20 protein-coding genes are annotated in these 24,700 nt (G+C 44.8%); 5 read left to right on the top strand and 15 right to left on the bottom strand.

Going from position 1 to position 24,700, the window contains the following annotated elements:
* Window positions 1–3: 3 nt before the first annotated feature.
* The 4 genes from ACFSRY_RS17955 to ACFSRY_RS17940 form a co-directional block, all read right to left on the bottom strand.
* Window positions 4–633 (bottom strand): hypothetical protein, encoded by a 630-nt coding sequence (locus ACFSRY_RS17955; RefSeq protein WP_377511137.1) that lies wholly within the window; start codon window positions 631–633, stop codon window positions 4–6.
* Window position 634: 1 nt separating this feature from the next.
* A complete protein-coding gene (locus ACFSRY_RS17950) occupies window positions 635–1,171 on the bottom strand; it encodes an acyl-CoA thioesterase (RefSeq protein ID WP_377511135.1) in 537 nt (178 codons plus the stop codon).
* A gap of 97 nt (window positions 1,172–1,268) precedes the next feature.
* Window positions 1,269–2,219 carry a gliding motility protein GldB-related protein gene (locus ACFSRY_RS17945; protein ID WP_377511130.1) on the bottom strand — a complete coding sequence of 317 codons (951 nt, stop codon included), beginning with the start codon at window positions 2,217–2,219 and terminating at the stop codon, window positions 1,269–1,271.
* Between the two features lie 94 nt (window positions 2,220–2,313).
* Window positions 2,314–2,976 (bottom strand): protein-L-isoaspartate(D-aspartate) O-methyltransferase, encoded by a 663-nt coding sequence (locus ACFSRY_RS17940; protein WP_377511127.1) that lies wholly within the window; start codon window positions 2,974–2,976, stop codon window positions 2,314–2,316.
* Window positions 2,977–3,164: 188 nt separating this feature from the next.
* Here ACFSRY_RS17940 and ACFSRY_RS17935 point away from each other — a divergent pair, with 188 nt between their 5' ends.
* Window positions 3,165–3,749: a riboflavin synthase gene (locus ACFSRY_RS17935; RefSeq protein WP_377511124.1), complete on the top strand. Its 585-nt coding sequence runs from the start codon at window positions 3,165–3,167 to the stop codon at window positions 3,747–3,749.
* 67 nt (window positions 3,750–3,816) lie between these two features.
* Here ACFSRY_RS17935 and ACFSRY_RS17930 read toward each other — a convergent pair whose 3' ends face one another.
* The 4 genes from ACFSRY_RS17930 to hemF are packed head-to-tail and all read right to left on the bottom strand — an operon-like array spanning window position 3,817 to window position 8,660.
* Window positions 3,817–4,752, bottom strand: a complete 936-nt coding sequence (locus ACFSRY_RS17930; protein WP_377511121.1) for a DUF4249 family protein — start codon at window positions 4,750–4,752, stop codon at window positions 3,817–3,819.
* 1 nt (window position 4,753) lies between these two features.
* On the bottom strand, window positions 4,754–7,129 hold the full coding sequence (locus ACFSRY_RS17925; protein WP_377511118.1) for a TonB-dependent receptor: 2,376 nt from the start codon (window positions 7,127–7,129) through the stop codon (window positions 4,754–4,756).
* 49 nt (window positions 7,130–7,178) lie between these two features.
* Window positions 7,179–7,754: a phosphatase PAP2 family protein gene (locus ACFSRY_RS17920; RefSeq protein ID WP_377511115.1), complete on the bottom strand. Its 576-nt coding sequence runs from the start codon at window positions 7,752–7,754 to the stop codon at window positions 7,179–7,181.
* Between the two features lie 6 nt (window positions 7,755–7,760).
* Entirely contained in the window at window positions 7,761–8,660 is a 900-nt protein-coding gene (gene hemF, locus ACFSRY_RS17915; RefSeq protein WP_377511112.1) for an oxygen-dependent coproporphyrinogen oxidase, read from the bottom strand.
* Window positions 8,661–8,837: 177 nt separating this feature from the next.
* Here hemF and ACFSRY_RS17910 point away from each other — a divergent pair, with 177 nt between their 5' ends.
* Window positions 8,838–10,916 (top strand): alpha-ketoacid dehydrogenase subunit alpha/beta, encoded by a 2,079-nt coding sequence (locus ACFSRY_RS17910; protein ID WP_377511109.1) that lies wholly within the window; start codon window positions 8,838–8,840, stop codon window positions 10,914–10,916.
* Window positions 10,917–10,981: 65 nt separating this feature from the next.
* Here ACFSRY_RS17910 and ACFSRY_RS17905 read toward each other — a convergent pair whose 3' ends face one another.
* Window positions 10,982–13,117 (bottom strand): T9SS type A sorting domain-containing protein, encoded by a 2,136-nt coding sequence (locus tag ACFSRY_RS17905; RefSeq protein ID WP_377511106.1) that lies wholly within the window; start codon window positions 13,115–13,117, stop codon window positions 10,982–10,984.
* Between the two features lie 408 nt (window positions 13,118–13,525).
* Window positions 13,526–15,946, bottom strand: coding sequence for a translocation and assembly module lipoprotein TamL (gene tamL, locus ACFSRY_RS17900; protein ID WP_377511103.1), 2,421 nt, complete (start codon window positions 15,944–15,946; stop codon window positions 13,526–13,528).
* A 14-nt stretch (window positions 15,947–15,960) separates the two neighbouring features.
* Here tamL and ACFSRY_RS17895 point away from each other — a divergent pair, with 14 nt between their 5' ends.
* Window positions 15,961–16,713, top strand: coding sequence for a TrmH family RNA methyltransferase (locus ACFSRY_RS17895; protein WP_377511100.1), 753 nt, complete (start codon window positions 15,961–15,963; stop codon window positions 16,711–16,713).
* Between the two features lie 54 nt (window positions 16,714–16,767).
* On the opposite strand, the gene ACFSRY_RS17890 is transcribed toward ACFSRY_RS17895, so the two are convergent.
* The 4 genes from ACFSRY_RS17890 to ACFSRY_RS17875 form a co-directional block, all read right to left on the bottom strand.
* On the bottom strand, window positions 16,768–17,898 hold the full coding sequence (locus ACFSRY_RS17890; protein ID WP_377511097.1) for an outer membrane beta-barrel protein: 1,131 nt from the start codon (window positions 17,896–17,898) through the stop codon (window positions 16,768–16,770).
* Between the two features lie 12 nt (window positions 17,899–17,910).
* Window positions 17,911–18,786 carry a hypothetical protein gene (locus tag ACFSRY_RS17885; RefSeq protein ID WP_377511094.1) on the bottom strand — a complete coding sequence of 292 codons (876 nt, stop codon included), beginning with the start codon at window positions 18,784–18,786 and terminating at the stop codon, window positions 17,911–17,913.
* A 15-nt stretch (window positions 18,787–18,801) separates the two neighbouring features.
* Entirely contained in the window at window positions 18,802–19,335 is a 534-nt protein-coding gene (locus ACFSRY_RS17880; protein ID WP_377511091.1) for an RNA polymerase sigma factor, read from the bottom strand.
* Window positions 19,336–19,633: 298 nt separating this feature from the next.
* Window positions 19,634–20,356: an arylesterase gene (locus ACFSRY_RS17875; RefSeq protein ID WP_377511088.1), complete on the bottom strand. Its 723-nt coding sequence runs from the start codon at window positions 20,354–20,356 to the stop codon at window positions 19,634–19,636.
* Window positions 20,357–20,471: 115 nt separating this feature from the next.
* Between ACFSRY_RS17875 and ACFSRY_RS17870 the strand changes: the two genes are divergently transcribed.
* A complete protein-coding gene (locus tag ACFSRY_RS17870; RefSeq protein ID WP_377511085.1) occupies window positions 20,472–21,170 on the top strand; it encodes an ABC transporter ATP-binding protein in 699 nt (232 codons plus the stop codon).
* Between the two features lie 36 nt (window positions 21,171–21,206).
* The gene (locus ACFSRY_RS17865) at window positions 21,207–23,786 is read left to right on the top strand and encodes an ABC transporter permease (protein ID WP_377511082.1); all 2,580 of its coding nucleotides are present in this window, start codon (window positions 21,207–21,209) and stop codon (window positions 23,784–23,786) included.
* Between the two features lie 318 nt (window positions 23,787–24,104).
* Here ACFSRY_RS17865 and ACFSRY_RS17860 read toward each other — a convergent pair whose 3' ends face one another.
* Window positions 24,105–24,596, bottom strand: a complete 492-nt coding sequence (locus tag ACFSRY_RS17860) for a hypothetical protein (protein WP_377511079.1) — start codon at window positions 24,594–24,596, stop codon at window positions 24,105–24,107.
* Between the last annotated feature and the right edge of the window lie 104 nt (window positions 24,597–24,700).

Genomic DNA, 24,700 nt, shown 5'->3' with positions numbered 1-24,700 from the left:
GTACTACAAAAACACCTGTTGAAGAGCCCCCCATAGAAGTTTCTTCTGCTCCACATCGTTCTCTATCTTCTCAAGTGCAAGAGAGAAAACAACAGGGACATCACCTACTTTCACAGGATTATATAGAGTGAACTTCTCATGTGGCAGGTCTGTGTCCAGCCTACTTGCAAAGCTGATAATATAATTAACCTCCATCTCTCTTTTAAGATCCTCAAACTTAGCTATAGCTCCGAAAACATTGTTTAAGTAAGCCACATCATCAGATTTAAGACCAATGGCCGAAAGTATCTTTTGGAGAAAGCCAAGCTGCGGTAATTTCTGAAACTCCTCCTCCTGAACAGTAACCAGAATAACTACCCCTTTATTGTTTTTACCAATACAACGGTATTTACCGGAAGGGGCAGCAGTTTCTACTTTAGGAAGTTTTGGTAAAGCTGGTGTCTGATGTACAGTAGAACTAGCTTTAGCAGTAGCAGCAGGTTTCTCTACAGCCGGTACTGTTTCAGCATTCACGGCTTTAGTCTCACCTGAATTAACTGGCGCAGCATCATCTCCCTCCACCTTGTAAACAGTTTCGGGAATGAAATTCCTCAGGAACTCCATACTCAGATGCTCTGCCTGCAGTCCTGCCATATTAGTTGCCCTGGGCGTCTTCTTTGATATCAAAAATTGACCGTAATTCATTTGCCTCGCTAGGCTTCATACGTCCGGCCAAAACCAAACGAAGCTGACGGCGGCGCAAGGCTCCGTCATATAGCCTGATCTCTTCCTCAGTCTCAGGTATTGCTTCAGGCACATCAATCGGGTTCCCTAATTGGTCTACCGCCACAAAGGTAAAGAATGCCTGGTTAGACATCATTTTTTTACCACTAGGGATGTCCTCCGCATACACAACGATATGCACTTCCATAGAGGAGTTGAAAGCACGTGTTACTTTTGCTTCCAGTGTAACAACATTTCCGAGCTTTATACTTTCTGTAAACGAAACATTATCTACAGAGGCAGTTACAACAATTCTGTTCGAATGTTTCTGTGCCGCAATAGCCGAAACAATATCCATCCAGTGCATCATGCGGCCACCCATCAGGTTGTGCAGCGTGTTGGTGTCGTTTGGTAACACCAACTCCGTCATGATAACATAGGAGTCCTGTACTTTTTTCTGTTTACGCATTTCTTTTATGCCTTATTTGATGGCGTAAAGATACACGCACCAAGCCGAAGTATAAAATATACTTACAATGTCACGGAAAAAATCAGGAGCTGTTGTCTTATTTGCTTGCCTGGCTAAACTTTAACTCGTAGCCACTCTTCGCTAAAAAGGCATCGTAGTCAGTAATATCCAGCATCTCTTTTATTGCCTGCTTCTTGTTTTCAGAGTTTTTGTAGTAGGCTTCACAGATTTTATAGCCAATGTAGTACCCCAAATCCCCGGGCCTATCTTTACTTTTTAAACCGTTATACAACCAATTACTTAAATCAGTACCATGCATTTGACTCCTGAACTCAAGCCATAGTTCTCGTTCGTGTGCATTACCATACGAATGTATATGCTTATTAATATTACTCCGCGTTACCAGTTCACCCAGAAAATCAGCTGCGCCCTCGCCAATACTTTTCTTCAAAAGTGTGTTCTCCAATCCATCATAGCCTTTTTGTAGCACATGCACCATCTCATGAACAACCACAACATCGATTGCCTCAATGGGGCGTAACACGGATAAAAGCCAGGGATTCAGCTCATGCTTTGGTGTTTCAGGATAAAACCCAAACATATCTACGCCAACAATTGGATCTGTCTTGATAGTACCTGCAGAGTTAAGTGCACCAATTACAAAATAGACTTTGGGTATGTCTGTATCAGGATATAACTTTTTTAATCGTTTGTAGTGTTTGCTTAAACGGGGAAGAATTTCTTGGAGCTTTGGGGTGTGGTTGCGCAGGTAGGTGTAGTAGCTGCGATGCTGGTTTATTGTCTCCTGCAAGTAACTGGCACTTTGGATTCGGCCCTGCATAAATTGTTCGACACCCGCTGAAGCTTTGTTCAGGTACTCCTGCTCTAAAATAGCAACAGAGTCTTGTTTTGATTCTGCTCCTTTCAACTTGTCAAATGCCTTCCAGAACAAGGAGACATCTGAGTAAACGGCTTCAAACTCTTGTTGTGCGTGGCATAGCGAGGATGTTAAAAAGGAGAGGGCTAAAATTGTGAGAATTCTTTTCATAGTTAATTTAGTTTTTGTAAATGACAAAAACCAAAGCCTATGGTTGCTTCTCACCAGCAAATAAAATTCATTCTCTTAGATAAAGCAACTACTGCTACAGATTATCAGACTCCCAGCCAGACTTGCCCAGAAGAGGAACAAATTTGAAGTTGGAAAACTCTTCCTTTGTGAACTCATCATGCTCCACACGGGTGATACGCATCATTTTTTGACTGCTTTCATTACCCACAGGTATTACCAGAATGCCACCCACATTTAGCTGCTGTACAAGTGTTTTAGGTATTCCGGGTGCACCGGCTGTGACAATAATTTTATCATAGGGTGCATGCTTTGGTAAACCTTGTGAGCCATCGCCATGGAAAGTGTGCGGCTTTAAACCATACTTCCGGAAAAACATCAAAGCTTTTTCGTAGAGCGCACGGTTGTATTCAATTGTATAAACATTGGGAGTTATCTGCAGTAATATGCTGCACTGATAGCCGGAGCCGGTACCTATTTCCAGCACCTTATCTGTAGGTTTCAGTTCCAATAACTCTGTTTGAAAAGCTACGGTATAGGGTTGGGAAATAGTCTGCCCCTCCCCAATAGGAAATGCTTTATCCTGGTAGGCCTGCTCCACAAAGGCTTTTTCAAAAAAGAAATGACGCGGAACAGCTTCTATAGCTGCCAGTACACGTTCATCCCTGATTCCCTTTTCACGCAACTGGTTCACTAAAGCCCGGCGCATGCCTTTGTGTTTGTAGGTGTCTGTTTGCATTTCTTAAAATTAGAGCTGTATAAGGTTTGAACAGATTTGTTTATACTTCTTATACTGTACTGCTTTGATAAGTTTGCGAAAATAAGCATCTGTTTTGTATATCTCCTCTCATTTTTACAATTAAGGACCCATGGAGCAACATAGAGCCCAGAATGTTGTTAATTTTGACAATCAAAAAGAAGATAACCATGTTTACAGGAATAATAGAGGCGCTAGGCCGCGTAAGGGATGTTCGCCAGGAAAATACAAATAAACATTTTACCCTTACATCACCGTTTACGCATGAACTCAAAATTGATCAAAGCGTGGCACATAATGGGGTTTGCCTAACTGTAGTTAGTATAAAAGCGGATGAATATGTGGTGACGGCCATTGATGAAACCCTACAAAAAACAAACCTCGGCCACCTGAAGGCAGGTGACGTCGTTAACCTGGAGCGTTGTATGGTTGCCAACGGCAGATTTGACGGGCATGTAGTACAGGGACATGTTGATCAGACAGCCATTTGTGAATCGGTTGAAGATGAGAACGGAAGCTGGGTCTTCACTTTTAAGTATGATGCCAGCAGTGGCAACGTTACCGTAGAAAAAGGATCTATCTGTATTAACGGCATCAGCCTAACGGTTTTCAACTCAAAAAAAGATTCTTTTTCTGTAGCCATCATTCCCTATACCTACGAGCATACCAATCTTCATCAGGTAAAAGCCGGTGACACCGTAAACCTGGAATTTGACATTATTGGTAAATACGTGGCAAGACTCTTAGGAAAATAAGAAGAGCAGGCATGGAAGAGGAGGGAACAGGGGCATTTTTTATCTTTTCACCTCTTATTCTTTACCTTTAATCAACAACAATACGATGGTAGCTTACGCCATAGCCTCCCCAGATACCCAATCCGCCCTTGATGTTAGAGCGGGTAGTATTGGGCGAACCAATGGGGCTCCCGTTACTATTCTGCTCACCCTCCAGCGTGTTCCAGAATCGGAAGTGCGCCAGATCTATCGCGGCCCATCGTACAATAATAGTGTCTCCTTTGCCGAAGTAGCTGTATAGTTCTTGATTTACTTCTTTTTGCCCCCGCGGCTCCCCTCGATCCAAAGGAAATACGATGGTACCCCCATTAACGAGTTCATCATTGAACACAGAACTAAATAGGCCGGGATAAAAAGGCTCCTGGTTTCGCTTTGTGAAATATCGCACACTATTACCTAAGGTATCAGGATCTACATAACGGTAGTAAAGGATCTTCAGGCTATCCTCAGCCGGATCAGGGTGTGGCATCAACCAGAGAGAATCGATGGGATTAAGATTTGGAATTGTGGTTGTGGAAGTAAGAACCCGCCCTTCATGGCTGATACGCAAGCCATAACTTTCTCCTATTTCTCCTACTAATTCATCAGTAGAATACACATAAAAGGGAAACTGGCCATTGCCATTCAACAAGGCTGGAGGCAAGCCAAACTGAAGTGCTATGGCTTCTTTCAATGATTCAGAAAAGCCAGGCGAGGCTATCTCTTTTAGAACATAGCTTTGACCGCCGTTTGTTACAACAACCTGGGCATTATGAACAAAGGCATCTTCTAAGGCATCAGGTGAAGTAGCCGTAAAAACAGGGACTGATCTTGTCAGCATCACCACAGGAGGCAACCCTTGCTCAATATGCCCCTCTACCACTAATTTTTCTTCACCGGCAGGAATATCGAGTGTCAAATCTTCTTCGCAGCCTGCCAGGAGAAACAGAATCAGGATTGATAATATATACTTTAACTTCTTCATGTTATTTCCAGGTGAAGTTCCAGGTAACTGAGGGTAATGGAAAAGGTATAATGGAAACCTTCTTTGCCTGCAATGTTACTTCCTGGTTAAAAGAATTTCCTTCGTTATCAATATAATACAAGAACGGATTGCGCCTTCCATAGACGTTATAAATGGAGAAGGTCCAGCTGGACTGTATGTTATTTTTTCTTTTTGATTCCAGCGTGGCTGCTAAATCAAGGCGGTGTGTGGGTTCCATCCGGAAACTGTTTCTATCCCCGTACTGGTACACTACACTTCCTTCTATAAAATAACGCCTTACGGGTAGTGTGGTAGCCTGTCCTGTTCCATAAATAAAAGTACTGCCTAAAGTCCAGCGGTCGCTTAGTTTATAGCTAGCTACCAGGGAGAGGTCGTGCCGGCGATCAAAGCGGGCAGGAAAAGATGCACCTTGATTAAGGTCAGGGAAAGCGCGGGTAGTACGGGATAGGGTATAGCCCAGCCAACCCTGCAGGTCACCAAAATTTTTCCGCAAAAACAACTCAATTCCATAAGACTCTCCACTACCAGAGACGAATTCATATTCCAGGTCCCTGTTGGCTGGCCCGGGAGCAAAACCTTCGCGGTACTCCAGCTGGTTTTCCATTTCCTTGTAATAAATTTCTACTGAGCCCTCAAATTGATTGTCGGCTATACTTCTGAAATAACCTAGGGCATATTGGGTGGCTTTCTGAGGCTCTATGATCGCAGAACTTGGCACCCAAACATCCAGCGGGAGGGTAGTATAGGCATTAGAAACGAGGTGCAGGTATTGCGCAGAACGGGTAAAGGCACCTTTAAAGGAGCTGCTTCTGTTTATTTCATAACGCAGAGACACGCGGGGTTCAAACGTATGAAAGGATTTAACACGCTCGCCGCTATCAAATTGCGTTGAATCAACAGCCTGTTGGTTCTCATTAAACTGGTAAAAATTGAAAGGTCCTACCTGTATAAAATGGCTACTCCGCAGGCCCAGGCTCACTAACAGTTTATCTGTAACGTTCCAATCATCAGATATGTAGAATGCTGTTTCATGGGCAAATTTTGTCTTTATGCGGCTGGTATTAAAGCTTGCTCCTTCCAACCCCTCTGCCTGCCCTGTTCTTGGGCGTAGCTTATGATAGGTATAGTTAACCCCATACTGCAATTGATGCCGCACATTCGGTGTATATTCAAAATCGAGGTTGAAGCTATAATCACGTACTCCTGTTTGCACCAGGGTGGTGAAGCCACCATACTCCCAGTTAAACTCAAAGTCGTAGTGACTTAGCACAGCAGAGGCATTCATAAAGTGCCTGTCACTAAAAAGGCGGTTCCACCGAAGCGTTGCACTGCTGTTGCCCCAGAAGAAATTGGATACAAACCGACCGTCAGAGAGCTTAAACTGCCCCTCATCCCGTCCGTAATAGCCACTCAGGTAGAGTCTGTCTTTATCGGACATCCTATATGTTACCTTTCCATTCAAATCGTAAAAATGGTAAGGTACACCACCCTGTTCCGTATTCTTTAGAAAAGGCTCTGTAAGGACATCCACATAAGTTCTCCTGCCTGACACTATGAAAGAAGCCTTCTCTTTGGCGATAGGGCCTTGTACTGTTAATCTGGATGCAATCAATCCTATGCCTCCATCTGCCTGAAAAGCAGAAATATTGCCATCTTTCATTTCCACATCCAGCACAGAGGACAATCTCCCCCCGAACCGGGCAGGCATGTTTCCTTTGATGAGGGTAGTGTTTTCTATGGCATCGCTGTTAAACACAGAGAAAAAGTTAAACAAATGCCCGGGGTTGTAAACTGTTGCTTTATCCAATAGCACCAGGTTCTGATCAGCACCGCCGCCACGTACATAAAACCCCGTATTTCCTTCTCCACCAGACTGCACCCCAGGAAAAAGCTGTACAGTCTTCAAAATATCCGTTTCGCCGAAGAGCACAGGCAGGGATTTGATTGTCTCCATAGGCAGCTCTAACTGCCCCATGGCGGTGCCCTCCGCAAGCGGAGGCTGTCGTTTAGCAATTACTTCTACTTCCTGTACATCATATACAGTGGGCATGAGCTGCAGCCTCAGGTTCAGGTTTTGATTTAGTTGTACTGCCTGCTCCCGGGCATCATAGCCTAAGGACTTCACAACAACGGTGTAAGAGCCTGCAGGGGCTGAAAGAGAAAAGCGACCAGATGCATCTGTCACAGCACCTGTTGCCTGCCGCTCTTTAAGGTAAACTGTAGCGCCTACTATTGCTTTTCCGGTCCCAGAATCCAGCACAAGCCCAGACAATGTTAATTTGTCCTGAGCGGAAACAGTACCCCAAAGCAGGAGCAGCACCATGCTCGAAATAAAAGAATATATGGAGTTTCGCAAACCTTTTGGCAGTAGTAATACAGAGAGAACAACACCCTCTCTTAAAGGTTTAACGCACAAAAGAGGGGTATTTGTTCAGAAGAATGGTGTAACCTAATGAGCTGACATAAGCAAGGAAAGAGCCTAGTAAGGCACCACCTATAATATCACCCGGAAAATGAACGCCAAGGTAAATACGGCTGTAAGATACGATGACTGCCCATACCACCAGCACGATCTTGAACACCAGGTACCGGTCTGATAAAATCAGGTTAAAAAAAACTGCGAGCGCAAAGCTGGTTGAGGCGTGTGAAGACATAAATCCAAAGCGCCCCCCACAACCTTTCACCAGGTTTACAAATTCAGCTAGCGTAGGATCATGGCAGGGGCGGAGGCGGAGAAAGTACGGCTTAAATACTCCTGATGCCACAAAATCAGCCAGACCAATAGCTACAACAGCCATCAGCAGCATAAATATGCTCTGTTTGCGGTAGCGCCACACCAGGTAGCCGATAATGCCGAGGTAAAAAGGTATCCAGACAAGCTTCTCTGAAACAAAAACCATGATCACGTCCCAAAAAGGGCTCTGCATGTCGTTCAGGTATACAAATAGCTCTTTATCCAGTTGCTCCAGTGCTTCTACCATTTTTTTCTACTGCACGTTTAGCCAGTCAATATCCTTTTTCAGGTAAGCCTGTGTATGCTCTTCAGGACTGCCTGGTTCAGGGGTAAAGTTGTAGTGCCAGGAAGCATGAGTTGGCAGGCTCATCAGGATAGACTCAATACGTCCTTTGGTAAGAAGACCGAATTTGGTACCACGGTCATATACCAGGTTGAATTCTACATAGCGCCCCCTGCGTATCAGTTGCCACTGTTTTTCACGCTCACCATAAGGGAGGTCACGGTTCTGGTTGATGATGGAAGTATAAAAAGGCGCAAAAGCATAAGCAACATCCTGCACAAAGGCAAATCGGTCTTCCAGAGTAAATTCATCAGTGGCCATAAGTCTGTCAAAGAATATACCGCCTACACCTCTAGTTTCCTCACGGTGTTCATTATAAAAATAATCATCAGCCCATTTCTTAAATTCAGGGTAATAACTTGGGTGATGCTTATCACAGACAGCCTTCATCTGCTCATGAAACTCTTTGGCTTGCTTAAGATCTACATAGACAGGAGTAAGGTCTATGCCACCGCCGAACCAGGCTTGTCCGTTACCCGCCTCAAAATAGCGTACGTTCATATGCGTGATAGGCACCATAGGGCTGTGTGGGTGCATAACTACCGATACACCTGTAGCAAAATAAGCAGGGTCAGGCATTTGCAGCATTTTCAGGAAAGCTTCTGAAAGTTCTCCCTGTACTGCAGAAAAATTAACTCCTCCTTTCTCCAACACATTACCTCCCTCAATTACCCTGGAAAGGCCACCACCTCCACTTTCATGCTGCCATTCATCAGTTTTAAAGGTGGCACCACCGTCACAGGTTTCTAAGGCCTGGCACAGGTCTTTTTGAAATTGGCGCATAAACGCCTCAACTTTATCTCTGAACATTTATCTTAACCGTAAGATGCTGGACACAAGGCACAAGAAGTAATATCCTATAGCTGCCCTGGTACGTTAATTAATAGCCGCCGCAAAAATACCGAATATTGGCGGGACAACCGAACATATGCCTGATTTTACTAAAAGGGGATAAATTCGTATTTTCGGGCAAAAGAAACTGTTTATATGTCTAAAGAAACCCTGGAAGCTGTAAAGCTGGATTTATACCTGCTAAAAAAAGCTTACCGACTGATGATAACTGCCAAAACATTGGCAGACACTTATGAAGAAAACAAGGCCATCTGCAGCAAATATGTACACAGTACCTCACGTGGTCATGAGGCAATACAGCTTGCAGCCGCTTTACAACTAAAGTCCTACGACTACGCCTCATTATATTACCGCGATGATTCTATCCTGCTCGGGATAGGGATGCAGCCCTATGAATTAATGCTGCAGCTAATGGCTAAAGCTGATGATCCTTTCTCTGGCGGACGTACCTACTATGGCCATCCTTCCCTAAAGCGGGAAGGTTTCCCAACCATTCCACATCAAAGCTCTGCAACAGGCATGCAGGCAATTCCGGCAACAGGTATGGCCCACGGCCTGTCTTACCTGGAAGGGCAGGGGCTGCTGCAGGGAGAGGAAAAGCCAGTAGTGCTTTGCTCCTTAGGGGATGGCTCTGTTACTGAGGGTGAGGTGGCTGAAGCGTTCCAGATGGCGGTGCTGAAAGGCTTACCGATCGTATACCTCGTGCAAGACAATGATTGGGGTATTTCTGCAACCGGAAAGGAAATGCGTGCCATGGATGCCTATGAGTACGCAGCCGGATTTAAAGGTATGGAGCGCCTGAGGGTAAACGGTTCTGATTTTGAAGAATCCTATGAAGGAATGCGTGTAGCTTTTGAATATGCGCGTAAACTGCGTCGTCCTATTTTAGTGCACGCCAAAGTTCCGTTGCTGGGGCACCACACTTCCGGGGTACGGCGCGAGTGGTACCGGGGCGATAACCTGAACCAGCATGCCATTGATGATCCGATTCCAAAACTGCGCCAGCAACTTTTGGATGCCGATGTTTCGCAGGATGAAATTGACCAGTTGGAGCAGGAGGCAAAAACTACTGTTGCCAATGATTACCAGCGGGCATTAGATGCGCCTGCACCTGACCCGTCTACTTTCGATCAACATGAATTTGCGCCAACTCCTGTAACGGAGGAGAGGGGAGAAAGAACACCTGCAGGAGCGGAAAAAGCCATCATGGTTGATGCGGCACTTCATGCAGTAGATGATATTCTTCGCACCTATCCGGAGGCACTATTCTATGGTCAGGATGTAGGTGGTGAGTTAGGTGGTGTGTTCCGGGAAGCGGCCCTGCTGGCTAAAAAGTATGGCGATGCCCGTGTATTTAACACTCCGATCCAGGAGGCCTACATTGTAGGCTCTACAGCGGGCATGTCTGCTGTAGGTGCAAAAGCTATTGTGGAAATTCAGTTTGCCGATTATATCTGGCCCGGAATAAACCAACTGGTAGAAGAGCTTTCGAAGAGCTGCTATTTATCAAACGGGCAGTTCCCTATCCAATCTGTAATTCGTGTACCAATAGGTGCCTACGGTGGAGGAGGCCCCTACCATTCCGGAAGTATAGAATCTACCTTATTAAACATCCGAGGTATAAAAGTGGTGTTCCCTAGTAATGCAGCCGATATGAAAGGCTTGATGAAGGCAGCATTCCTGGATCCAAACCCGGTAGTGATGCTGGAACACAAAGGTATTTATTGGTCAAAGGTTGCCGGAACGGAAGACGCTAAAACAGTAGAGCCAGACGAGAATTACATCCTCCCTTTGGGAAAGGCTAATGTTGTGCAGCAGGCTGATGAGAAGGAAATTCGCATGGGCAATAGTATAACGGTAATAACCTATGGCATGGGGGTTTATTGGGCTAAAACAGCCTCTAAGAATTATCCTGGAAGCGTAGAGATTGTAGACCTGCGGACCTTGAACCCACTTGATTATGAAACAGTAAAGGCCTCTGTAGAACGCCATGGGAAAGCACTGGTACTTACAGAGGAACCTTTGATGAACTCTTTCGCAGAATCATTAGCAGGACGCTTATCTAAGGATTGTTTCCAAAAGCTGGATGCGCCAATTTATACCTTGGGAGCTGCTAATCTTCCTGCTATACCATTGAATGTGGATCTGGAAAAGATGATGCTGCCAAACCCAGATAAAGTTGCCGAAGCCATGGAAGACCTTTTAAGTTATTAGAAAAGTCAGACTTATCCTGTAACAGAAAAGCCCTTGGAGAACCAGGGGCTTTTCTGTTACAGGAGTTACTGCTTTTTAAGTATCTGGAGCGTTTGCTTGGATTCTGTTCCTATCAACTCAAGGAAAAGAAAGCCAGCTGGTAACCGGCTTGTATCTAAAAGGTGAATTTTTCCTCCATCCACCGTACTGGTTTGTTTCACTTTCCGGCCACTGGCATCATGTACATTAAGTTCATACACACCATTAGGTAGCATAGATAAATCCAGCTTAAGAAGATCTGATGATACGGGATTAGGATAAGCTACTGCTTTTGCACGAGGGTCTTTTGCAGCTACATAAACCATTTTTACATTGCTATAGCTAAAGCTGTAGTCTGTATCTACTTGCTTAAGGCGATAATAAACTACACCTGCAGGCGCTTCACTATCCAAGTAGCTATAGCTGATTTTACTGTGAGTTGTACCCTTCCCGGCAATCTGCCCGATCTCTTCGAAAACCTTTCCATCTGAACTCCTCTCCACCACAAAGAATTTATTATTCAACTCCATAGCGGTACTCCAATCGAGCCGTACACCTTCATAATCCGGTTTTACTTTAAAGGAAGCTATGGTAACGGGTAACACACCCATATTGCACTCATAGGTGAATACAAGCGACTCGTTTTTAGTAAAGGTATACCCGTAGGTCCAGGTATTTAGGGTATATCCATTACCATCATCAGCACTGGCACCCCATAAATGTGCGCCTGTATTTGCATTTACACCATTAAGTTCTCTCTGTGTTGCTAACGGAAACTTGGATGATGGCAGGTTACTATCATCCCAATAAAGCAGGTCATTTACTGTACTCGGAACAGGCCTTACGTTTTCAGACTTAAAGCCGGAAGCGTTTCCTTCCGCATCAAAAACAGGAAAGTTCATGGGAGAGGTGTAACTTTTATAGGTGTAATCCAGCCTGGTTCCACTCGGTACTATATTGCCATAGGCATCCTTTCCATCCCAGACCAGTTTATTTGTTCCAGCTTCAAAGGTTTTCTCTATTAATACATCTGCAGTGTTGGGCTTATACCCATCTGCATTCACATCAATCTGAACCATGAAATTAGAAGGGACTCCGGCGTTACTTATGAAAGCTACCTTAGGCTGTTCTGCTTCACATATACTTTCAGCGGAAAAAGAGAATTTTGGATCCGGCGCACTAGGCCACATTTCCTCGTCAGGGTTGTTAACAAAATTGAGGTACTCAGAATAGTCTGACTGCACTAACTGGCTTTTGCGCCTTTCCTGAAAAGTAGTGCCATACTGGGACGTGGAGCCATACTGGTTGGTTACAAACCGAAATCCAAAGGGCCTCATACCGGCAAGGGTTATTTTCTTAACATAGTATGTTGTGCCGTCCAGCTGGTTTGGGATAAGGGGGTAAAAGGCAAATGTGCTGGAAAGGACATTTGCAGATGCCCCTGCCGTAAAAGACCACTGCTTTGAAAATAGCCTTCCTGGCATTTCTTTTCCGTTGGGGTCAATAACTGTTAAATCCCACAGGTCATACCAGCTTTTCTTTTGTTTCGGATGCATACTCTCTTCACCTACTTGAGTAAACTCCAGGTAAAAGTCCTGCATAGCTCCAGTGGTATTGGTATAGGAGAGAGCATTGTACCCGTCAGTCCTTCCACCATAGTTAGGGCCATTCATTACTTCTGCAGCCGTTTTGATCACTCCATTTTGGGGAGCAGTTTTATTCCCTTGCCCTGTTGGAATATTTTCTAGCAGTTTACTTTGATTAACGCTAGACTGGTCGCGTAAGAGCGTAGTGGTTTGCACAGTAGTGCCAACTCCAGTGCCATACTTAAGTGTTAGAATCAGATCATTTTGATTGGCAGAAGCTTGATTGGTAGAAGTCTCGTTTGTTATTCTCCTTCTTACACCATAGTAAACCGTTTCATTTGGCTTGAGCCGGACGTACATCCGGTAGTCTTCTATAAATTCAGCACCATTGTAGGACCATGTATTGGGTTTCAGGAAACCATATGAAATAGTCTGATTCCCATTATCGTCGTGCTGTAAATAGCCTACTGTTGTATTAGCTTTATCAGTAGTTCCATTTGTTGTAATGTGGGGGGTAAGCTGCTTAGATCCTTCACCAAAAACAAGGGAAGGCATGCATAATATGCAGCAAATCAGGGTGCGTAAAGTTTGTTTCATGGGGTGTGTGGCGTATAAGTAGTATATCTCTGTAAAATGTAACTGTATTCACATTGTTACCTACTTCAAGGATATACCCATCGCTTCAACCAAACCTGATATCCTCCCTAAAATTATATATCCTAAATAGAAAAAGAAATATTTTAGTTAAAATATTTTGAAAGGATCTGAAATGAGTTGTAGAGGAAATTTTAGATTGAAATTCGGAATCGCTTATATTAAGCTACAAACTAACATTTTACAATTATTCGTTAAGCAATAGGGTAGACTTTTAACAGATATCCCTGTTTTGTTAAACTTATATTAACAAAACAGGGATATCTGTTAAATACAATTTTAGATAAATTTAATCACCTATTTGATCTGAGAAACAGGATTGGACTTTTAAAGAGGATATAAGAGAACTACTTAGAATGGATAGCCAATACCTATGTTAAGGGAGGTCTGGTTATTACGAGTAAAAATCTGTGAGAATTTAAATTCATCAAATACAAACCTGCTACCATTCGCCACGGTAGGGTCATACACTTTAGTTGCCAGATCGAACCTTAGCACCACTACTGATAAATCAAAGCGAATGCCGAATCCTGTACCCACTCCGAGCTCTTTGTAAAAACGGTTAAACTCAAAGTTAGCTCCCGGCCTGCTGGCATCTTTCTCCAGAAGCCACACATTACCGGCATCCACAAAGAATGCACCGTTCAGAAAGCTAAACATATTAAAGCGATATTCAACACTTCCTTCCAGCAACACTTCCCCCGGTTGCTCATTTAGAATAACATCTTCTCCATCAACGGTGGTAGTAGCTGGAAAAGAGCCAAGGCCTAAGCGCCTTGACTGCCATGCCCGCACACTGGATGCACCACCTGCAAAAAAGTGCTTATCATAGGGCAATACCTGTGAGTTAAAAAGGGGAGAAGCCACTCCTGTGTTAATACGATAAGCGAAAACCCTCTGGTTTCCTAGCGGAATGTAGCGCCTGTAATCCGGATTAAGTTTAGCATATTGAAAGGTTCTCAGATCACCTATGTTCACATCAAGCCCCAACTCCTGTGTTAACCCTCCGACTTCCACCAGCGTCCGAAGATAACGGGCGTTTTTGGACTGGGTAAAGTCGTTGGTATTATAAATGAAATTAAAGGAGATGAATGAGATAAATCCACTCTTAAAGCTTTCGGCTAGCGACCTGTTCCCTCTGATGATGTTATCCTGCTCCAGTCTTCTTTGAAAGGCATCAGATATGCGCCCTACCCGAACTATATTTATGTTCACCGGAGAGAAAATATATTGCATGATCGGGGGCTGCAAAGGTGTGCGGGACCGCTGCCAGATATAGTCCAGACCTAATTCGTAATTAGAGCGCTGGTACTCCCTGCGGTCTTCGTTAGCGTAACCGGAATAAAACCTGGTACGTGGGCTAAATTCAGAAAGCAGGTTCTTATTGGTAAAAGGCACCAGTATAACCGGGAATGACAACGCAACACTACCACCAAATTCCTTGATCATAACAGTTTCATCATCGTCCGCTATACCAATCTGAGCTTCGTACCCGCCACGTAGACCAATATCTAAGTTCTCAGCACCTCCAAACACATTCCTTACCCTAAGCCTGATTGATGAAAATGGTCCAGGCCGGCGCTCTGTAAAGTTCATACCCAGTTCCGTAGTTTCCTGGAATTTTTTCGCCGGCACTGCATTGATAAAGGCATTCAGGTAATAGGTAGAATCAGAATCCTGTACTTTATTGTAAAGCACCTTATTAAACTGAAACACATCCAGATTAGAAAGTTTTCGCTGGGTAGTGGCTGTCCGGAGCTGGCTATAAAGCTGACCCGGATAAACATCCACTTTCTTATCAAGGATTTCCGGAGAATACTTATGCCTGTAGGCTACATAGTCTATCCCTTTGTATGATATGGTATCACGTGGTATTCCGAATCGGTCAATATCGGTTTTAAAATATACATCCTTAATCTCGTATACCTTGTGCCTCCCTTGTTCCGGATTTTGTATTATGGTGGTGACCTGAGCTGAATTGTCTGTAAAGCTTGTGTCAACCTCAAACTCTATATAAGCCCGGGCAAAGTCATAGTAACCCCGGTTCTTAAGTAAGTTATAAAGCCGGTCACGCTCCAGGCTCAGTTCATCTTCATCGTAAATCTCCCCTAATTGCAATAAGGATCTTGCAGCGTTCTCCTTCACAAGATTAAGTATGGTTGTATCAGGGATATCAAATTTAAACTCTGAATATCGGTAAGGTATATTCTCATCTATGTTGATGGTAACATAAACAAGCTTTTCATCTTTGATTTCTTTAGTGAAATCAGCTTGGTGGTTGAAGTACCCTTTGGAGTTCAGGTAGATGTCAATCTGGTCCATGGTGCGGGCCATGGCTAAAGAGTCATAGATGGCTGGTGGCTCGCCAAGCTGCATTAAAAAGTTACCTTCCTTTTTCTTGTCCTGTAAACGATCTATGCGAGCATCAAACTTGGCGCGGATCTTTTGTACCTCGGCAGAGTCTGTTCCGGCTTCCTTGATTTTTCTGGCCTGCTTTGCCTGTGCTTCCTCTATTCTCTCCTGAATTTTTTGCGGATCATAAAACTTTTTACCGAAGTTATAAAGCGCCAGGTAAGGAGCGGAGCCGAGCACTAAGCGGTTGGGTTCCTGCTGGTAAAGCGCCTGAATAGCAACAGGATCGACTTTATTAAGGCCCACTGGCTCAATGCCCACCAACAGCTTTTCATCCTCGCCCAAATACCGGGTAGGGATACAACCGGAAAGGCAGAAAATTGTAATTGAAAGAGCGTATATGTATACTCGTGATCTCAAACTTCTATCGAGCTATGTTGTCTAAAGCAGTTGTAAAGTACATTAAATCGTTGCAAGTAAAAAAATACCGGAACCAACACCAAGCCTTTGTAGTGGAGGGCGCAAAAAGTGTGCTTGAATTGCTTCATTCGGATTTTGAGGTACAACACTTATTTATAACCGAAACTTTTTACAACGAACATACAGATACGCTACGGAAAGGGTTTAACTATGAAATTGTAAAGGAAGAGGAGCTGGTACAAGCAGGCACCTTTTCAAGTAACAACGCCGGCCTTGCTGTTGCAGGTATGCGCCGGCTGCCTCAACTTAAGCTAAAAGCTCACGAACTGGTCATTGCCCTCGATGATATTCGTGACCCTGGCAATTTAGGAACAATAATTCGTATTGCCGACTGGTATGGCATTGACAAAGTTATTTGCTCTGAAACCTGTGCCGACTTTTACAACCCCAAGGTTATTTCAGCTTCCATGGGTTCTTTTACAAGAATTGGCGTTTACTACCTCGATTTGCCTGCATGGTTAAAGGAACAAACTAATACTCGTAAGATTTATGGGGCGTCTCTGGCCGGTGAAAATCTACATGCTATGCCCCTTAAGCCCGAGGGGATCGTGGTATTGGGAAATGAGGCTAATGGAATACGTCCCGAGGTAGCAAAGCAGGTAAACCAACTGATTAAAATTCCAGCATTCGGGAAGGCTGAGTCTTTAAATGTTGCCACTGCTACAGCCATTATTATTGACAATTTCATGCGAAATACTGAACATTAAAAAAGGGGCCCTTAAGCCCCTCTTTTTACTCACCTTTTCACAAACAATATTCTTTTAGTTTAACAGTCGAAGACCAAAGCTGATGACGTTTGCCTGAGGACCTCTGTTTTCTTTGAACAGGTCGTTCATGTTATACTTCACAAACAGATCCAGTCCACCGTATCCGATCACACCTTCCAGACCATACTGGAAATCGCTCAGGTTGAAGTTATCTCGTGCCTTGTCCTTTTCTGAACGTCCGTCTTCTTCGAACTTAAGTTTTGTATGGCTGCCTAAGCGGTAGCCGGCAAATCCACCTGCACCTATTTTAAAACCGTCTTTTCCTCCATCGCGCTTAAATTTGAGCATTGGCATAAGCGGTATGTTAACAGAGGAGTGTGTTAGCTTAGACTTTTCAAAATTCCTGTCAGGCACTACTACAAAGCTGGTTACATTGTTATTGTCAACAACGATCACATCCTCGTCGAACATGTAGTTGTTAAAGGCGAACTCTAATCCTGTTACCAAATAGAAAGGGCTCTTGCGGCCACCAATCTGTGAGTTCAGGTGCAGGTTAAGGCTCACGTAGCGAGACCCAAGCGGCTTCAGGTCCGGCACCTGGTTATCTTCTGCATCAACAAAGTTGTTCAGACCCAGGTCAACGTCGAAGTTAAATTTAGTTGACTTATAGTGTGCCTCTTTATAAGCTGCACGCGTACTGTCTCTCTCTGCTTTGTCAGGCACATTTACATTCACTTTGGTATCGTCGCCGTCTTCTTCTACTTCCACATCAATTTTGAAAGTCTTGTTAATCCGGATCTCGTGGCGCTCTACTTTAAGATCTCCTTTTTTCTTCGGGTCCTCTTGTACAGTTACTGTTATCTGCTCAGATTTACCATCAGCGGCTTTATCCTTGTTAAAGGTAACCACCATTTCTTTAGACTCCTGATTTGTGTTTTCCATCTGGTCTACACGCTCCACGTACTGGTTAAGCTCACGCATTAGAGAGTCTAGGCTGTAGTTCTGGAAGGCCTGTAGCTGCTTGATATTTTCAAGTTGAAGAATCATTTTTGCGCCGTTTGCCATCTTTACAACTATGGTATCCTGGCCTGGGTTAAGGCGTTCTGCAAGGGTAGGACCGCCTTTGGCAGACACACCGGTAGCGGTGGCCATGAAAATGGCCATGATTAGTAGTACTCGTTTCATGGTTTTGTTGGGTTAGAGATTAATGACTTTTGATAGTTTTTTGTTTCCGATCTGTGTTTCCAGTGCTACTTTGTCGGCACGAATACCCAAGGCCTGAAGCTCCACCTCTTCACCGTTAGCGAGGTTGCGAACCTGCTTAAAGATGTTCTTGGCAAGCCTGGTCTTTTTGTCGAAACCGCTTGGCTCGCTTTCTGCCTCTGCCATGGCAGTCTGCGAGGCTACAGCGCGCTTGATGATGATCTCGACAGGTTCAGCATTCATGTCCGCACTGGTAGCTGTGTTGGCAGCCAGGGTAGCCGGTGTAACTGCTTTTACAGTTGGCTTAGCCGGGGCTGTTTCCACGGGAATATCAGTCGGAGTGTTAGAGGCAATGGCCTGCTGCACATTTGCCTTTGGTTGAGCTGCTACGGTAGCTTCGGCTGTTTTAACTTGTTTTGCAGGTTTTGTAGCCTTTGCGATGGTAGCTGGTATTGCAACCGCTTCTGTTATAGTAGATGCAGGGGTTGCATCCTCGGTTGCCTGGGGTTCAGATTTTTTTTCCGAAGAAGGCTCTACCAGTGCAATTGTTTCTGGTGCAGGCGCTGTATAGGAAGGAACTTCCTCCAGCACTGGCTTTTCAACTTTGGCAAGGGTTTGATTTACCTCAGGGTCTGATTTGATGTTATAGAACACAACGCCAACCGTAAGCACCAATGATAGGGTTGCTGCCACAGAAGAGTAGATCCACATAAAGCTTCTCTTTTCTTCTTTAGGTTGAATAGTGTGTACCGGGCGAGGCATTTCCTCTTCTATTCTTTCCTGCAGGCGGTTCCACAGGTCTGAGGGCGGCGTAGGGGAGGTGTTACCCACCCGCTCGCGGAATAGCTTGTCTATTTCTTCTGGTCTCATGGTTTCCTCCTTATTTTATACAGCGATAGCAGTCTGTCCTTCCAGTCTGCGCTGCAGCATGGCACGAGCCTTGCTTAACTGCGACTTGGATGTTCCCTCGGTTATCCCGAGCATGTCTGCTATCTCCTTATGAGCGTATCCTTCTATTGCGTACAGGTTAAATACCGCCCTGTAACCCGCGGGTAAAGTGTGCAACAATTCCATTATTTCACCTTCTGCCAGATCATGATCGGCACCGGTACCACCAGCCACCTGAATGTGACTGTCTTCAATGGCCAGATGCAGCGGCTCTTTCTTTCTAAGAAATGCCAGTGCCTCATTTACCATTATTTTGCGGACCCAGCCCTCGAAACTTCCTTTAGCTTCGAAGCGATCAATGTTCTTGTAGATTTTCATAAACCCGTTCAGCAAAGCTTCCTCAGCATCCATGTCATTTTTAAGATAGCGAAGGCAAACGCCATACATCTGTGAAGCAAACCGCTCATAAAGCGCCTTCTGCGCTTTACTGTCACCTTTCTGACATCCTGCTATTAATTCCGACTCTGACACTTTGCGTAATGGTTTATCAAATAACCTACTTTATTTCTGGCTTACTTAGGAGCTGTTTGTTGCTCTTTACCCCTTAGATGCAAGATAGCTATGCAGAGGTTGCCTGAAGTTCTGTAAATTTCTTTATTTTTTTCCAAGGCACCTATTCACTCACTATAATATTTTGATTATTACCGAAATAAATTTAATTATTAGAAGCACATCAGCCAGAACATGATAGGCACAGAAAGGGAAATGCCGTTTTCTTTGGGAAAGGTTTTCGAAATAATGACATCAGAAATAACTGGTATAAAATTGCCTAAGCCTCTGCTTCAGCAGGCTCTAAAACGTCCTCCAGCACATCCCATACATTGTTTGCCAGTATCTTCTGGCCCTCAGCAGTTGGATGTATCCCATCCTCCAGATTCAGGTCACGGTTACCAGCAACACCCTCGAGTAAGAAAGGTATAAGTGCTACATTCTCTTCTTCTGCCAGTTTTATAAAGACCTCTCTGAACCTTTGCGAATATTTTTGTCCCATGTTAGGCGGTATCTGCATCCCGGCAAGTATAATTTTAGCATCCGGGTTCTTCTCACGCACTTTTTCAATGATTGCCTGCAGGTTTTTGTATGTTTCGTCTGGGTCTATGCCTCTCAGTCCGTCGTTGGCCCCTAATTCCAGTACAAATACATCTACAGGATTTTTAAGAAGCCAATCAATCCGGCTTCTGCCACCGGCAGATGTTTCACCACTTACTCCTGCATTTACCACCTTATAAGGGAGGTTCAGGGAGTCAATGCGATCCTGTATCAGTGCCGGGAAAGCCTGGTCTGGCTCCAGGCCATAGCCGGCGGTGAGGCTGTTTCCGAAAAACAGTATGGTTTTTGTACCCGTATCCTTAGTTCGTTCAGAAGCGGAGGGAGCAGTAGTGCGCGCTTCCTGTATAGTATCTGCGTTTTCCGTTCCCTGTTCGTCGCCACAGCCATAAAGGGCAAAAACAGCAGTGGCCAAAAGCGTTAAAATATTTCTGTTTGTCATCATTTATCGACTTAGTTTCTTAATTTTAATTGTATCCGCCTGTAAAACTATAACGCATGAACAAGGTTATTGATTTTGGAGCGTATAGGAACAAATATATTCACTTTAATTTATTTCCGTGTCCACGATACTAGATATACAAAACCTTGAGAAGATCTACCACAGCGGCGATAAGCCTCTGACTGTACTTCAGGGCATAAACTTTACACTTGAGGCAGGTGACACCTGTGCCATTGTGGGACCATCCGGCAGTGGGAAAACCACACTTTTGGGTCTTTGTGCCGGGCTTGACAGAGCTACATCCGGTTCTGTTATACTCAACAACATAAAGCTTGATAAACTTTCAGAAGATGAGCGGGCACAGGTTCGGAACCAGTATGTTGGATTCATCTTCCAAAACTTTCAGTTGATACCCACCCTTACAGCCCTCGAAAATGTGATGGTGCCCTTGGAGTTACGTGGAGAGCGAAATGTACACGGCCAGGCAATGGAACTGCTATCCCGGGTAGGTTTGGCAGAACGGCATGACCATTACCCTACACAACTTTCCGGGGGGGAGCAGCAAAGGGTATCACTGGCAAGGGCTTTTTCTAACAAGCCCACCATTCTTTTTGCTGATGAACCAACCGGTAACCTGGATGAGGAAACAGGACTGCGGGTGGAAAAACTGCTGTTTGACCTGAACCGGGAGGCCGGAACTACCCTTGTATTGGTTACGCACGACCTGGAGCTAGCTGAAAAGACAGACCGCATCATCCGTATCAAAGGCGGCACTGTGGTGTCTGACGAAAAAGTACAGGTAGAGAACAGGCTATAGTCATCTTCAATTATTTTTTTACTTAAAAAATCAAAAGTGTCTGACACCATCATTCGTCCTGATATAAAACGCCCCCTGAACGTACGTTGGTTACTGAAGATGGCCTGGCGAGACAGTCGCCGTAACCGCGCCCGTCTTGCCTTATTCATTTCTTCCATCATCCTGGGTATAGCGGCACTGGTAGCTATTAATTCTTTCTCAGATAATTTACGCACTGACATAGATAACCAGGCCAAATCTCTGATCGGAGCCGACCTGGTGATAGCAGCCAACAAGGAGATCGAGCCAAAGATGCAGCAACTGCTGGATTCCATTGGCACCGGTGGAGAACGTTCTGATGAGGTGCGATTTGTGTCTATGGTACTATTTGAGGCATCTGGTGGTACCCGGCTTGTACAGGTCCGGGCTCTGGAGGAAGGAGGTTTCCCCTATTATGGTGCCATTGAAACAGAACCAAAAAGCGCCAGCCAAACTTTCAGAAAAGAAGGAAGGCAGGCATTGGTAGATCAAACCCTTTTGCTGCAATACGACACCAAGCCAGGAGATTCTATAAAAATAGGTAACCAGACTTTTGAAATCGCCGGTGCTCTACACAAAATTCCAGGCCAGTCGGCTATGACCGCCACCATTGCCCCGGCAGTATACATCCCGCGCCGCTACCTCGAAGAAACAGGTCTGCTGCAAAGAGGCAGTCGCATCAGTTATTACCACTACTACAAATTGCCTGAAAACACTGACCCGGATAAACTTGTAAAAAAGCTGGAACCAAGGCTTGAAGAAGCAGGCTTCGGTTTCGACACCATTGAAAGCCGCAAAGAGAGTACTGGAAAATCATATGAAGACCTTGCCCGATTCCTTGCACTGGTTGGTTTCGTTGCCCTTTTGTTAGGTTGTGTCGGGGTAGCCAGTGCCGTGCATGTTTACATCCGGGAAAAGCTGCCAACCATTGGAGTTCTTCGTTGCCTGGGCATGAGCGGTAAACAGGCTTTCCTGGTGTACCTGTTCCAGGTAATGGCAATGGGTTTGATCGGCTCTATAGCAGGCGCAGTGCTTGGTAGCCTTATCCAGCTATACTTGCCGGAACTATTCAAATCCTTTTTGCCGGTAGATGTAACAATAGCGGTTTCCTGGTCAGCTATATTTCAGGGTATAGCCATTGGTTTGGTAGTGGCAGTTCTGTTCGCATTGCTGCCCCTGCTTACTATCCGGAATATTTCACCGCTCATCACGCTGCGGGCAGGTATAGAACATGTATCTAAGCGGGCAGATAAACTGCGTTGGGGAGTTTATATTCTTATTTTTGCCTTTATTTTCCTGTTCTCTTACTTTCAGCTTGGTAGCTGGCTTCGTGCCCTGGCCTTTTCGGGAGGTGTGTTAGTGGCATTTATGGTGCTTGCTCTGATTGCGCGCCTGATGATGTGGATCGTGAAGCGCTTCTTCCCGGTTAGCTGGGGATATGTCTGGCGCCAGAGCCTGGCAAACCTGTACCGGCCAAATAACCAGACCCTACTGTTAACTGTCTCCATCGGTTTGGGTACTGCCCTTATTGCTACGCTTTTCCTGATGCAGCGCATTTTGCTTAGCGAAGTAGCCTTTGCAGGAAGTGAAAACCAGCCAAATCTTGTTCTGTTCGATATTCAAAGCGCCCAAAAAGAGGAGGTTACGGAATTTACAAAAGAACAGGGTTTACCAATACTGCAATCGGTACCGGTGGTAACTATGCGGGTAGAAGAGATAAAGGGACTCACTGCTGCTGATGTACGGAAAGATACCACCCTGGGCATTCCCGACTGGACCTTTACCCGGGAATACCGCGTTACCTACCGCGATTCTCTGATAGAATCAGAAAAGAGTGTGGCAGGAGAGTGGCAGGGTGAAGTAAAGAATACTGATGTACCTGTCCCGATATCCATAGAAGAAAAATATGCAGAAAGGCTAAAGGTGGGAATAGGTGATACCCTGGTCTTTAATGTGCAGGGAGCTATGGTGCCTACTGTGGTAGCCAACTTGAGGGAGGTGGAATGGAACCGGGTACAGACCAATTTCCTGGTCCTTTTTCCGAAGGGGGTACTGGAGGAAGCTCCGCAGTTCCATGTGCTGATGACGCGTACAGAAACTGATGAGCAGGCTGCACAGTTTCAACAGTCGCTGGTGCGCATGTTCCCTAATGTGTCGGCTATTGACCTGGGGTTGATCCTGGAAACACTGGACGATATCCTGGGCAAGATATCCTTTGTGATTCGCTTTATGGCGCTCTTCAGTATCAGCACAGGCTTATTAGTTCTGATTGGCTCTATTAACAACAGCAAGTATCAACGTGTACAGGAAAGTGTACTACTACGTACGCTAGGGGCTAGCAGAAAACAGATACTAAGTATAAATGCCTTCGAATACCTACTACTTGGCGCCCTGGCGGCAGGCACGGGAGTAATACTGGCAGTGGGAGCCAGTTGGGCGCTGGCAGTTTTCAGCTTTGAAGTTCCGTTTATACCGGACCTTTCGCCACTCCTTCCAGTGTTTTTGGGAATTACAGTACTGACGGTTTTCATTGGGATGCTGAACAGTAGAAGCATTCTGAACAGGCCACCTTTAGAGGTGCTTAGGAGGGAGGCGTAATCAGCTTTCTAAAAGGCTGGTTATCCCTTCCCGGTCAAAGAGTATTCTACCGATCTTAAGCTGAGACCACCCGTCCTTTAGTTGATAGGAGAACCGGGTCAAACTATTTTCAAGATGGCAGTCTATGTAGCACTTTTTGATATTCGCGCTGTTACATAAGTGCTCTTCCAGGTGTAGCAGATGTGTGGTACCGCAGCAGCTGTAATTGCAAAACTTCTTTACACCTCTTCATATATTTATAATTTAAGTTGCATACCGGTCTCGTTCTATTATGGGGGAAAGGCTTATCCGAAGCCTAAATTATACACCTTGTTAGGTTTAAGGGGTTTTTGTCCGTCTCTTTCGTTTTATTTCGTTCAATTCTTCCTTAATTGGCACAAACTCATGTCCATAGCATGGCTGTTTTGTGGTAAATAGTCCTTTTTCATATGCTGCTAAGTGCAGTTCAGGCAGCTTCTTAAATCGCTTCTTGCGAAGTCTGTCAACTCTTCTTGCCAACATAAAGTCATAACTCCCATGGTACATCAAAATTATGTCAAGCTGGTTACATTGTGCAGGCAGTTGAATAGTTTTCCACTCCATACCAATCCAGCTAGTCAATAGCTCATCTGTTGTGGGAGAAATTTCTATTTCGAATCTTCCTTCTTTATCTGTTGTTCCAAGTACTACAGTATCTAAGTTCTGAATCCTAACTTCTGGAAGAGTTTTCAAGTTTTCGTTTATCACTCTCCCCGTTATAGTTCTTGTCTGTCCGTAAACCTTCACGCACACAAAGAGTGAGAGCGTTAAGAAGTATATTGTTAGTCTCATCTCTTCTTAAATGAAGGTGCAAATTTTATAGTTTGTCTTAAACCTACCGGACTTGTATGTACTGCTTGCAAGGCAGTCGGCCGAAGCGTGGAGTATATGCGTGG

Source organism: Pontibacter locisalis (assembly GCF_042684605.1).
GTDB lineage: Bacteria > Bacteroidota > Bacteroidia > Cytophagales > Hymenobacteraceae > Pontibacter > Pontibacter locisalis.
Note: the sequence above shows the minus strand (reverse complement) of the source record. Positions and strands in the feature narration are given on the sequence as shown.

What these genes read in the sequence shown, in the direction of transcription:
- ACFSRY_RS17955 (WP_377511137.1), bottom strand. Translation starts at nt 633, where the DNA reads ATGGCAGGACTGCAGGCAGAGCATCTGAGTATGGAGTTCCTGAGGAAT.
- ACFSRY_RS17950 (WP_377511135.1), bottom strand. Translation starts at nt 1,171, where the DNA reads ATGCGTAAACAGAAAAAAGTACAGGACTCCTATGTTATCATGACGGAG.
- ACFSRY_RS17945 (WP_377511130.1), bottom strand. Translation starts at nt 2,219, where the DNA reads ATGAAAAGAATTCTCACAATTTTAGCCCTCTCCTTTTTAACATCCTCG.
- ACFSRY_RS17940 (WP_377511127.1), bottom strand. Translation starts at nt 2,976, where the DNA reads ATGCAAACAGACACCTACAAACACAAAGGCATGCGCCGGGCTTTAGTG.
- ACFSRY_RS17935 (WP_377511124.1), top strand. Translation starts at nt 3,165, where the DNA reads ATGTTTACAGGAATAATAGAGGCGCTAGGCCGCGTAAGGGATGTTCGC.
- ACFSRY_RS17930 (WP_377511121.1), bottom strand. Translation starts at nt 4,752, where the DNA reads ATGAAGAAGTTAAAGTATATATTATCAATCCTGATTCTGTTTCTCCTG.
- ACFSRY_RS17920 (WP_377511115.1), bottom strand. Translation starts at nt 7,754, where the DNA reads ATGGTAGAAGCACTGGAGCAACTGGATAAAGAGCTATTTGTATACCTG.
- hemF (WP_377511112.1), bottom strand. Translation starts at nt 8,660, where the DNA reads ATGTTCAGAGATAAAGTTGAGGCGTTTATGCGCCAATTTCAAAAAGAC.
- ACFSRY_RS17910 (WP_377511109.1), top strand. Translation starts at nt 8,838, where the DNA reads ATGTCTAAAGAAACCCTGGAAGCTGTAAAGCTGGATTTATACCTGCTA.
- ACFSRY_RS17905 (WP_377511106.1), bottom strand. Translation starts at nt 13,117, where the DNA reads ATGAAACAAACTTTACGCACCCTGATTTGCTGCATATTATGCATGCCT.
- ACFSRY_RS17895 (WP_377511100.1), top strand. Translation starts at nt 15,961, where the DNA reads ATGTTGTCTAAAGCAGTTGTAAAGTACATTAAATCGTTGCAAGTAAAA.
- ACFSRY_RS17890 (WP_377511097.1), bottom strand. Translation starts at nt 17,898, where the DNA reads ATGAAACGAGTACTACTAATCATGGCCATTTTCATGGCCACCGCTACC.
- ACFSRY_RS17885 (WP_377511094.1), bottom strand. Translation starts at nt 18,786, where the DNA reads ATGAGACCAGAAGAAATAGACAAGCTATTCCGCGAGCGGGTGGGTAAC.
- ACFSRY_RS17875 (WP_377511088.1), bottom strand. Translation starts at nt 20,356, where the DNA reads ATGATGACAAACAGAAATATTTTAACGCTTTTGGCCACTGCTGTTTTT.
- ACFSRY_RS17860 (WP_377511079.1), bottom strand. Translation starts at nt 24,596, where the DNA reads ATGAGACTAACAATATACTTCTTAACGCTCTCACTCTTTGTGTGCGTG.